Origin of the sequence: Prochlorococcus sp. MIT 0701 (assembly GCF_000760295.1) — a bacterium.
In the GTDB taxonomy this organism is placed as follows: domain Bacteria; phylum Cyanobacteriota; class Cyanobacteriia; order PCC-6307; family Cyanobiaceae; genus Prochlorococcus.
The window spans coordinates 1-8240 of the sequence record NZ_JNBA01000051.1; the positions used below are offsets into that span (position 1 = coordinate 1).

9 protein-coding genes are annotated in these 8240 nt (G+C 47.1%); 4 read left to right on the plus strand and 5 right to left on the minus strand.

The window, feature by feature from the left end:
- Positions 1 to 2457: cadherin domain-containing protein (locus tag EV12_RS12755; protein ID WP_036916051.1), on the minus strand; the 2457-nt coding region annotated here is incomplete at its 3' end.
- A gap of 153 nt (positions 2458 to 2610) precedes the next feature.
- Here EV12_RS12755 and EV12_RS12760 point away from each other — a divergent pair.
- The 4 genes from EV12_RS12760 to EV12_RS12770 all read left to right on the plus strand — a co-directional run bounded on the left by EV12_RS12760 (position 2611) and on the right by EV12_RS12770 (position 4321).
- Positions 2611 to 2862 carry a hypothetical protein gene (locus tag EV12_RS12760; RefSeq protein ID WP_036916053.1) on the plus strand — a complete coding sequence of 84 codons (252 nt, stop codon included), beginning with the start codon at positions 2611 to 2613 and terminating at the stop codon, positions 2860 to 2862.
- Complete coding sequence (locus EV12_RS14420; RefSeq protein ID WP_193742249.1) at positions 2846 to 3016, plus strand: hypothetical protein; 171 nt, start codon at positions 2846 to 2848, stop codon at positions 3014 to 3016. Before EV12_RS12760 ends, EV12_RS14420 begins: the two co-directional genes overlap by 17 nt.
- Before the next feature lie 174 nt (positions 3017 to 3190).
- The gene (locus EV12_RS12765) at positions 3191 to 3532 is read left to right on the plus strand and encodes a DUF1330 domain-containing protein (RefSeq protein WP_036916056.1); all 342 of its coding nucleotides are present in this window, start codon (positions 3191 to 3193) and stop codon (positions 3530 to 3532) included.
- A gap of 501 nt (positions 3533 to 4033) precedes the next feature.
- Positions 4034 to 4321, plus strand: a complete 288-nt coding sequence (locus EV12_RS12770; RefSeq protein WP_036916058.1) for a hypothetical protein — start codon at positions 4034 to 4036, stop codon at positions 4319 to 4321.
- Positions 4322 to 5047: 726 nt separating this feature from the next.
- Here EV12_RS12770 and EV12_RS12775 read toward each other — a convergent pair.
- The 4 genes from EV12_RS12775 to EV12_RS12790 form a co-directional block, all read right to left on the minus strand.
- Positions 5048 to 5293, minus strand: a complete 246-nt coding sequence (locus tag EV12_RS12775; protein WP_036916059.1) for a hypothetical protein — start codon at positions 5291 to 5293, stop codon at positions 5048 to 5050.
- 252 nt (positions 5294 to 5545) lie between these two features.
- Complete coding sequence (gene def / locus EV12_RS12780) at positions 5546 to 6124, minus strand: peptide deformylase (protein ID WP_036916065.1); 579 nt, start codon at positions 6122 to 6124, stop codon at positions 5546 to 5548.
- Between the two features lie 128 nt (positions 6125 to 6252).
- Positions 6253 to 6918, minus strand: coding sequence for an alpha/beta hydrolase family protein (locus EV12_RS12785; RefSeq protein WP_036916063.1), 666 nt, complete (start codon positions 6916 to 6918; stop codon positions 6253 to 6255).
- Between the two features lie 364 nt (positions 6919 to 7282).
- Positions 7283 to 8240 (minus strand): exonuclease domain-containing protein (locus EV12_RS12790; protein ID WP_446727373.1); only part of this gene is annotated, 958 nt, incomplete at its 5' end.

Consider the following 8240-nt stretch of genomic DNA (forward strand, 5'->3'; position numbering starts at 1 on the left):
TTGCGCTGTTTCTTGACCTGTTGAATCAAAGGCCCCTGTTGTTGAGCTAAAGCTGCCACTCTCGAGGTTGGTTAATGCTTGATAGCTTTCTCCTTCTGTTGTGCTGATATAAAAACTAGAACTACTCAAACTTGCATTGTCATTGGCAACTCCCGTAATCGCTATATCTGTGGCTTTTATATTTCCGACATTGGTCCATTGGCTTGCGGCTGTAATCGTATCGCCTGTTCTTACCAGATTTGTTTTACTTGAATGATAAGATCCAATATCAAGATCACTACTTAAAATCAAGCCATCGCCTTGCTCTTTTAGTTTGATGGCGGCCTCATAAAGGGTGACTTTGGTTCCATCAACAGCTAAATCACCACCAAGATCGCGCAAGCTCTTGATTTCACGGTTAGCCAAACCGCTGTTGTCTTCTAAGGCTTTGGAGAAGACAGTCTCATCTTGATTGGCACTTAAACCAAAGAACAGTGGTGTGCTGGGATCAAGGATCTTGCCATTGGAGTTTTCCGTAAGCGTATCGAGGCGAAACTCATTGAAGTTCAGATCAATCGACGCCACAACACCACCATCGATGCCGATGCTCGATCCGGCATCGGCTAGATGGTTTCCATAGAGATCTCCTGGATCTAGATCTCCAAGACTTGCAGCAGCAATGCGGATTGTTCCCACATCATTATCGATGCGTACCGCATTGGCGATGGGTAGTTGACCGCCAATGGTGATATCAGATGCTTTGATCTCGTTAAAGAGAAAAGGATCAAAGTTGATCGTGATATCGGCTGTTTCTAAGTCATAGCCTTCTGCAAGGCTCTTGGCTGTGATATCCAGGCGATAGGTGTCTTGCCAATCAACAGAATCACCAAGTACTGCCAGTTGACGCAGATCACTGCCTGTTGCTGAATGAAGGCTATAGCTCAGTTCCAGGTCGCTATCTGCTGTGGCTTGTGGGTTAGGCGCCCATTCATTTGCAATATTCGAATTGCTTCTGACTAGGGATATCTCAGCGATACCATTACGGTAATAAGGGACTAGTTGGTTCGCCCAGCTTGAATCCCACACGCCTGGTCCCCAGGACGGAGCATCGGTATTAATAATTAGAGTTGTATTTAATGGCCCATATGGTTCCATTCCCAATACATCGCCTGGCTGTCCCGATTGCCAGGAGAAATATGTTTGCTCTTCTCCTAAAGGATTAATCCATTGATCAGTAGTGTAGTCATATGTAAGCCCAATCCACGCAGAAAAGTCGTTGTTTGGATTGCCTGCGTAGTGCTCGCTAGCGCTTAGTTTTTCATGATATGCATAGGTGTTAGTTAACCACTCATTCTCGTCCGCATCATTAATCGTGACCAGATTGCCGCCAATACTTTGGGCATAGGCTTCCGCTTCCTGCCATGACGGGCCATCAACAATCACATAAGCCGAATCACCACGTCTTACGTAGTTTGTTGACATCGAAGTATCTTTGATCTCTAGAGAGGCTGTATTGCCTACTTGCTCGCTGCGTAAAGCATCATTGAACAGCTTGATTTCTAAATTCTCAGTCCCTTCTCTGGTTTGATCATTCCTTAGCGTATGGGAGAACGAGAATTTGCCATCAGCATCGGTTTGAGCTGAGCCTGTTAATGCACCTTCTTTAAAATCTGATTCATTAATGCCAACACCAGAGATTGACCAATGAACTTCAGATCCTGAATTTACTTCATGTGTGCTGACTGTGCTCGTTAGCTGCTCACCTTCATTGAGTGAATCGCTAGATGTAGAAAGTATGTATGAACCATGGATGTCTTTGATTTCTAGATTCAGATCCTGTTCACTGCTATTGCCCGCTAAATCGGTTGCAGATACGGAGAATGAATAGGAGGACTTGGTTTCATAATCTGGATCGTCTGTGAGGATTACCTTTCCTGTTGATGCATCAATAGAGAAGGATTCTGCATCGTCGCTGTTGTTTTGTTTGAGGCTGTAGGAGACATCTGATGCATCATCTGCAGCAGCGGTATAGATAACTTGAGCTGCGCCACTGTTTTCTTCTATCGGGTTAGTTGTATCGCCAGAGGAGAAGGCAGGAGCAGTGGCATCAATGGTGAGATTGAGGGGATCTGATGGATCAGAAGTGGTGGTGCCAAAGATCAGGCGATCATTGTGGAACGGATCCGCGAAGGAGACCACACCAGAGCTGAGTTGATCAGCAACGCTGCTGCTATCACCGCCGTAGTCGGAGTGCCCCCAGCTAACAACGGAACCGTCGTCTTTTAATGCCGCGAAGGCATATCCCGTAGAGAAGATCTGGTTGACACCAGAGCTGAGATCAGCAGCGACGCTGCTGCTATCACCACCCGAGTGGGAGCTACCCCAAGACACAACAGAGCCGTCGTCTTTTAATGCCGCGAAGGCTTTTTCAGCAGAGAAGATCTGGTTGACACCAGAGTTGGCTGCGATCAACTGCACGCCAGTCTAAGTATCTAATTGGCAAACAGGTGCCAGGTATCGGATGGCTAATCACCTTCACTTGCTGCTCAAGCCAGCCGATGCCAAGGAGCTGCCGAGGCTGATGCATTTCTCTGGGGGAGCAGCAAGATGGGTGAAGTACATGTCTCACTAATGGCCCGTTTCGCTGCTTTTGGTCTGCTGACATTGTTGCTTTGCTCAGGTTCTACAGGGGCGCAGGTCCGCTTCGATGACTGTGAGCCTTCCGCCGCTGGAGGCGTTACCTGCAACACCGTTCCTGAAGGAAATACCCGGATGCAGATGATTGATGGTGAAAGCGGTTTGCTCGATGAGGCCAGCCCAGGCTGGTCGGAATATGACCCTTATGAGGGATATGAAGACATGCTGGATGACAATCAGACCTGATGCGACTGGAGCAACTCGACAAGAACACTGCCGCCAATACATTGGCGCGTGTTGCCAAGCTCTAAGAGCGACCCTGATGGCGGGTGGCCAGGTTCTCGAAGCAATGGAGCGAGATTTCTCTAGAGAGGTTGAGAGACCAACACCACCGAACTAGGCAACTGTTAGAGGGCGGCTATGGCGCCGTGGATTGGAGCGGATCGTGCAAGGGAGTGCTGTTAGGGCCCAGCCCAGTTTGGAGCCGTTGCCCTATTGGAACCCACTACAAAATTGCCGACAAACCCAATACACGAGTTAAGTGCGAAGCTCTAGAGGTTTCTAGAAGCTATGCATGGACAAGAAAGGCGCTAAGGGTTATTGGATCAGCACTTCAACAGTCACCAATCCAGCTTTATTTGCTGAGTATGTAGACAAAGTTGGACCATGGCTTAAAGAAGTTGGTGGAGTGGTTTTTGCTAAAGACACAGAACCTCAAGGGAAAGAGAAGACAGAAGGAGTGAACTTGGCAGTTATTTGTGAGTTCCCTTCGATGAGAGCAGCAGTCGATGCTTATGAATCAGCTGAGTATCAAGAGCTAAGCAAAATCCGTAACGCAGCCACAGAGAATGAAACCTTCACGATCATGGAAGGTATGGATGAAGCTGCAAAACTAAGGAGAGCCATGGGCAAGTAATCCTTCAGTGAAATGGCAGAGTTATGCAAAGCCACAAATCGACTCACCTTGTTAATTCTTTGCGGTTTTTGATGTTAGGTTCAGGAGGCAAAGGTATTGATTGATGCTAACAAGTTGATGGCTGTCTTTGTCGTGGCTAGTAATTATATGTAGAGTTAGCTTCGATCAATCACTCCCCAGTCTAAGTATCTAATTGGCAAGCAGGCACCAGGAATTGGAAGCTAATTAGGCAGTATTGGCGGTCTTGATGAAGATTGTAAGAGCTGCATAATGTGATTGATTCAGGATCGTCTGAGAGGCTTCTTTGGGAAGTGGCTTGACGAGATAAGTATTTGATCAGTGGCTTGATTGGATGTTTTGAACAACACTAGTTTGTTCACATGATGGGTGATTTCGTCGAAGAAAACTATCATTAAGCTAGGTAACTTATCCATGCTAACAAGTAATGCTAACAAGATATAATTCTTTTGCCAACCATTGTCATCATCACCTTTTCTTTCTATGCCTGACATATCAGATCAGCCGATTATTGACATTTCTGCCGAAACGACGGAAACCCACCCACTGCTGAATGACGATGATATTCATGAAAAAGTGGCTGAGCGGCTGAAGCACTCAAAAGAATTTGGAGCATTGGTTTGGGAGGCCACCAAAGAATACTTGCAAAAAATGAACCTTACTCCACAAGAGAAGTCAAATGTAAGTGACTGGCTGGCCAGTAAAAAAGATAAATTACAACAATCAGTTGTTGCGAAATTAAATGATCTTCATCAAGGTGATCGAAAGTAGTTGTTGGCATTTTCTTGAAAATCTCGTTTGAATCTTATTTCAATGTTTTATTTTTGATAGATAAGTCAGCCCATGATCTCGTGTGTTAGATAGTCACTCAGCCTGATAGTCATCATGCCCAGGCCTGCAGCGGTGCCTTTCGCTTGTTTGGCTAACTTTCCTCTTTAAGTCTTGATGCTGACCTCTTTGGCAATTATTTTGCTGCTTGAACGGCAACAACTGAGGACAAGAAACCAAAGGAAAGTCGGCACCGCATTGGCCAGGAACTACCTCAGCAGAAGGTGCCTTGCTTCTTACGGTTGTGCGTGCTGCAGTGGGCCTTTAGGCATTTGCTGGCAGGTCCATAGGGCATAAAAAAACATGTGATGGGACTGGTGTTTGTGAGCTTTTGTCGGGAGATGGAAGGCGACAACTTTGTCCCCTGCTTTCCCCTTGCGGGTTTTGTATTGCTTTCAGGTTAATGGGCCTCATGCTTCCCGACCAAGAGGAAACGGTACACTTATTCACGCCGCCATCATGTAATGGCTGAGGATCATGATCTTTCCATATTGATTCGTCTGCACTTTTCTAGTATCAGCCTAAATAATCAGCTTTTAGGCTATCAATTTGATCGGAAAGTCCTTTCTCGCTAAATGAGTTACTCTTGCCAATATGTCTACGATTAGTGGAATTCCATATCGTGGTATCTAGAGAAGTTACTAATAATTAAAACCATTAGTGCTAGTTTTATTCACTGTCCTTTAAATTTTCTAATTCGATGGAGAAGTGATATAGGGCGATGCCAAGAAATGCACCAAAGACAACTCGGCCATCGGCATTGGTTGCGATTTCTGCCGCAACGATCAGGATAAAACTAGTTAGAGCAAAGGCGCGTAGAATACGTCGTTTTATTGCTCTATTCCTCAGCCTTTTGTGGAGTAGTGAGTTGGTCTCACTCATCCACTGTTCAAGCTGTTCTCTGGATTTAGTCACTCCTAAGTCGTCAGCAGTTGTTGATTTCTCATCTTACTGTGCTTTGCCTATCCTTTTCAGTGTCCGCACTAACAGTCCGATCAATAATCCAGAAAACGTTCCCACAAGAATTTGTCCATCGTTGGGAGCAACTTCTAGCATCATGATAAATATAAAAACCGTCCATATGAATAGCCTCATGTTAACCATTGTCACTGTTTAGCTTTTGGCTAATGATGGTGCGTTGTCTCTTTAAGAATAAGGTTTAACCTTTCAATCTGATCTGCTCTGTTGTGATGCTTTTTGCTCTGCCCTGGCAAGCTTCGCAATGATGCCAGCAGCTTCTAACTCCCCTGTGAAACCAAATGAGGCAGAGTCAACGAGACGATCGGGAAACAAAACCCCGTCTAAGTGGTCACATTCATGTTGGATAACTCTTGCGGGGAAGCCCTCAAGCCAATGCTCAATATCTATCCCATTTTCATCGAGCGCCCTGTAGTGAATTCGACTCCAGCGGGACACCTTGCCGCGAAGTCCTGGCACACTCAAGCAGCCCTCCCAACCATCCTCTAGATCAGAGCCGATTGGTGTTAAGACAGGATTAATCAGAAGTGTTTGTGGAATCGATGGGGCCTCGGGATAGCGGGGATTAGGGCCTCCTCCGCCAAACAGCACCACTCTTAAAGGGACACCTATTTGGGGTGCGGCGAGTCCTGCTCCTTGATGGGCCTTCACCGTGTCGTGTAAATCCTTGATGAGTGAAATGATCAGCTCATCAGAGACATCATCGACGACATTGGACACTTGCCTCAGTTGAGGATTCCCCATACGCAGGACTTCCTTCACAGCCATGATCATTAACCTCCTTTTCTCTTTTCTGTAGTTCTTGCCAACACAACAAAACCAGCCACAAGGATGAGCAAGATTGCATCTATGGACAAGTGAGTTGCCATGTTCATTGTTTTGGCTGCTGGAAATGTTCAGTTGTTTAGCAGTCTCTTGCAAAAATTACTTGAGTGAGTCACTGCTGCGGTCCAGTTGTCGGCTTCAGTGAGTCCAGAGTTTCGGGTGGGTTTGAAACTGTGATCCCCGGCAGGCATCCATTGCAAAGAGACCATTGGCGACAAAGTGTAGGTTTCAACCTCGTCTTGTCGACCCATCCCATCGCGTTCGCCTTGCAAAATCAAGGTCGGCGTCTTTTGCACGGCAAGATGTTCAGTTCTCAACTGCTGAGGTTTCCCCAAGGGATGAAAGGGGTAACCCAGGCAGATGCAGCCAAGTACGTTCATGTTGGCTGAGATTTCATCTGCCAGAAGACTGGCGACCCTGCCCCCCATCGACTTACCAGCGATGAAGACGGGCCGACTTGCAATTTCTATCTCTACTTGCTCGAGGAAGACTTGCTTCAATTTCTCCAATCGATCAGGGGGAGAGCGTTTGCCACTCATGCGTTGTTTAGCCATGTAGGCGAATTCAAAGCGCACCACTCGCCAACCGACTCCTGCTAAGCCACTCGCTATCGCTGTCATGAAAGGGCTATCCATCGCTGCACCAGCCCCATGAGCTAAGAGCAGGGTGGCAGGGGCATCGTCAGAACCATTCACTAAGCGTGGAGTGGGAGTGGGATCCATTGATAAGTCAGTCATCTACGTATTCTCTCGATTTATGGCAGCTAAGTAGACATTCTTGGTGAGTCATCGTTTTTTGTCAGGAAGGAACGGAATGGCTCAATGAAAAAATCGTAGGAAGCAAATCAATGGGGTTGTGACCTAGGGCTGATCTAACCCCCGACAAAGAGTCGTTACTTAGTAAGTGCAGTGTTTCTAATTGTCTACTAACCAGAACTCGGAAGCTTGATCACCTATGCCACAGCGGCAGCAAACAAGTGATGAGATTGTTAGGAGAGTTCAGCTCTTGACTAAGGGAATTAATCAGAATTCACCGCTATCGGAGCAAGGATGTTTGGCAGCTCAACCTTTTCTCAAACTGATGACGCCATTGAAGGCAACGTTATGCACTCAATGGCTGTTCCTCTTGTTGATCAATAGCAACCACTTCGAATTCCAGCTTGGCGGCCCCTCGATCACTTAAACGTCGAGTCCAGGCACCTTGAATTGGATCATTCCAACGAAACCCAGCTTCCTTGGCTAAATGTCTTTGTGCATAAGACACCTGGGCACGCATCAAACGCCTTGGCTCTAGCCCATGAAGCAGCAGAGTTTCGAGATCCTTGCAACGGGCGAACACCTCGGCTAGATAAATGCAGTCTGTGAGAGCACGATGGGCGGCCCATACCGGCACGCCATAAGCGAGAGCCAAATCTCTTACAGAAGGCCTGGAACGAAGCTGACGATCAACTGGCCAAGTGATGTCTTCCATCGTGCAAAGCCAAGGCTTGGAGACAGCTGGAAGCTGATCCTTTCCGAACCACTGACGATCGAAGCCAGCATTGTGAGCAACTAATAGATCAGCGGCATCCAGTAAGGCTTGGAAATAGTCCAGTCCTTGTCTCCAAGGCTGATCCAAGCGAGTGACCTCAGCGGGGATGCGATTGATTGATTCAGCCGCATTGGTTTCCACAGGCAGCAAAAAGGAATGCTGGGCAAGCACAGCACGCTGCGGTGCATGGAAAAGGATGGCTCCAACCTCTAGGCAGTGACTTCGCTTCGGATCCAATCCAGTGGTTTCCGTATCGATGATCAACAGCATCTCTGGCAGTGAGCTCAAAGCTTCTCGATGCAATGAAGGCAGTGCCACTGGTGCATGAGGTTGCGGTAAAGAGACAGCCTCTGAAGTAGTAACAGCCTCTGAAGTAGAGACAGCCTCTGAAGTAGAGACAGCCTCTGAAGTAGAGACAGCCTCTGAAGTAGAGACAGCCTCTGAAGTAGAGACAGCCTCTGAAGTAGAGACAGCCTCTGAAGTAGAGACAGCCTCTGAAGTAGAGACAGCCTCTGAAGTAGAGACAGCC